2 protein-coding genes are annotated in these 2,394 nt (G+C 54.3%); both read left to right on the top strand.

The annotated features are described in order from the left end of the window. Window positions 1-118: 118 nt before the first annotated feature. Window positions 119-1,462 carry an aryl-sulfate sulfotransferase gene (locus tag D6877_RS07295; RefSeq protein ID WP_130910340.1) on the top strand — a complete coding sequence of 448 codons (1,344 nt, stop codon included), beginning with the start codon at window positions 119-121 and terminating at the stop codon, window positions 1,460-1,462. A gap of 189 nt (window positions 1,463-1,651) precedes the next feature. Continuing rightward, on the top strand, window positions 1,652-1,978 hold the full coding sequence (locus D6877_RS07290) for a hypothetical protein (RefSeq protein WP_122605710.1): 327 nt from the start codon (window positions 1,652-1,654) through the stop codon (window positions 1,976-1,978). Window positions 1,979-2,394: the final 416 nt, after the last annotated feature.

Below are 2,394 nucleotides of genomic sequence, written 5' to 3'. Positions count from 1 at the left end.
ACTACACGACTCTGTGGACCGGCGGCAACGGCGGCTATGAAGGCCTGCTCGGCACACCGCGCACGTTGGGCGTCACCGGTCGCTACGACTTCTGATTCGTCATTCAAGGAGCTGCATCATGTTGCGTATCAAAACGGCTTTGCCGGTGTTGCTGTCCGGCGCAGTGCTCAGTGCCGGCGCCCTCGCCGCACCGAGTGTTTACCCGACGGGCGTCACTCGTTACGACCCGAACAAGGCGTTCAACCAGTACGTGATTTTCAGCGGCGCCGACAAACAGACGCACCTGATCGACATGAATGGCAACGAGGTGAAAACCTGGCCGCAGGCGGGCTTCCCGTCGGCGATTATCGATCCGAAACTGGTCGGCGGCGAGCGTGGGCATGTGCTGCTGCAACTGAGTGAAAAGAATCCCGGCAAGCTCGGTTCGGCCGGCAACGGTCTGGGTAATCAGAGCGTCGGCGAGCTGGACTGGAGCGGCAAAGTCGTCTGGCAATGGGGCGACAAGGCACCTGGTGGCGCGGCGCAACAGCACCATGATCAGCGCCGTTTGAGCAACGGCAACACCGTGGTGTTGGCGAACAAGGTGCACAAGGTCAAAGGCTTCAAAGTGCCCGAGGTGATCGACGATGCGATCTATGAAGTCAGTCCCGACGGTGCGGTGAAATGGCAGTGGCTGGCCTCCGAACATCTCAATGAATTCGGCTTCACTGCCGAGCAGTTGAAACTGGTGCGTGCCAGTGAAAATCCGGACTACCTGCATATCAACAACCTCAGCCTGGTAGGGCCGAACAAGTGGTTCGATGCCGGTGACAAGCGCTTCAATCCGGACAACCTGCTGGTCGATTCACGCAACGCCAACTTCATCGCGATCATCGACAAGAGCAGCGGCAAAGTGGTCTGGCGCCTCGGCCCGAACCTGCCGCTGATCAACCCGAAAACCGCGCAGAAACTGCCGCGCCCGGTGGATCAGTTTGTCGGTCAGCATGATGCGCACATCATCCCGGCTGGATTGCCTGGCGCGGGCAATTTGCTGGTGTTCGACAACCAGGGGGCGGCGGGTTATCCGAACGTCACCCTCGGGCTGATTTCCGGTTCGCGGGTATTGGAAATCGATCCGCAGAAAAACCAGATCGTCTGGCAGTACAGTGCGGCAAGTTCCAAGCAGCCTGGGTGGGCGTTCTACAGTTCTTTCATCAGCAGTGCGCGGCGCTTGCCCAATGGCAACACGCTGATTGACGAGGGCATGAACGGACGGTTTTTCCAGGTGACGGCCAACGGTGAAAACGTCTGGGAATACATCAGCCCGTATCTCGGCAAGGCACCGGGCAGCGATGCGATCAGCAACTGGGTGTATCGGGCGCTCCCTGTGAGTTATGACTGGGTGCCAACGGGCACGCCACGCTCCGAGACAGCGGTTATTGCACCCGTTGTCGGCGTGCAGCAAACCAATACCAGCCGTTAGTTGAATTGGAATTAATGCGCGAACGAACGGCGATAAGTTATGAGGCGGATGAATAGTGCTTATTGCAAATTCGTTAGTAAGTCACGTGGACAATAAGTAAATGTCCGACCATTCTGACTGTCGTGAGTTTCCAGGAGGAAACTTGCTCTCATCGGAAGACACTTATCCAACGATAAAGGAAATCTCGTTATGTCAAGCATTAATGGCACTTATGTAAATTCAAACTCTGGCGCCAAGCTGGTGATTACCGATGGTAATGATTCCAACGGCTCGTTCAGCGGAACGTTGAGTCAGGGTGGCGTGAATTACGACATCCGTTATGGAAACTACCATTTCCAGAACAGTACCGGTAACCCGACCACCATTGCAGTACTTGCTCAGAATGGTAATAGCGGTTATCAGACATGGACACTGTTTTCGCCGGATCATAACTACGCAAAATTGCGCGCTGCCGGCTCCCGTACAAACTTCGATGGTGATGTGGTGACCTTGGGCGGGGAATTCGTAAAACAGTAGTCTTGCTTGAAAAATTAAAAGGCCGGCGCACGAAAGTGCTCCGGTTTTTTTGTTATTCAGAAAAAATCATTATCAACTATCTACTTGGTATTAGTCGTCCTGCAAAACCGGGGCAGGCGAATTTGATGCGTTGCATGAATACTTTCGATGCCTGAAAAGCATGCACTTTCTCACCTGTCGCTGCAGCCCGCGTGGCACGTGGCTTTGGCGGAATTGATCAATTTATATATTCCATAAAAGCCTATGGATAACGTTAAAGATTACTTTCGGAGATAAGCGGCAAGCCCAATGATTCACCCACCGATCCACCGTGGGGGATTCAACAAACGGTTGATCGGCAGTTTTTGTAGAGAACGCAAAAAGACCGCAGGGAGTTGAACAATGGGCAATGTCCAGACCGCCGCCAGCGCAGGGGA

It is taken from the genome of Pseudomonas sp. Sample_9, from assembly GCF_004307535.1.
Lineage (GTDB): Bacteria > Pseudomonadota > Gammaproteobacteria > Pseudomonadales > Pseudomonadaceae > Aquipseudomonas > Aquipseudomonas mercuritolerans.
This window is presented reverse-complemented; position numbering and strand designations above follow the sequence as displayed.

Bases quoted from the DNA above. Each gene is read 5' to 3' on its own strand.
- D6877_RS07290 (WP_122605710.1), top strand. From the start codon at position 1,652: ATGTCAAGCATTAATGGCACTTATGTAAATTCAAACTCTGGCGCCAAG.
- D6877_RS07295 (WP_130910340.1), top strand. From the start codon at position 119: ATGTTGCGTATCAAAACGGCTTTGCCGGTGTTGCTGTCCGGCGCAGTG.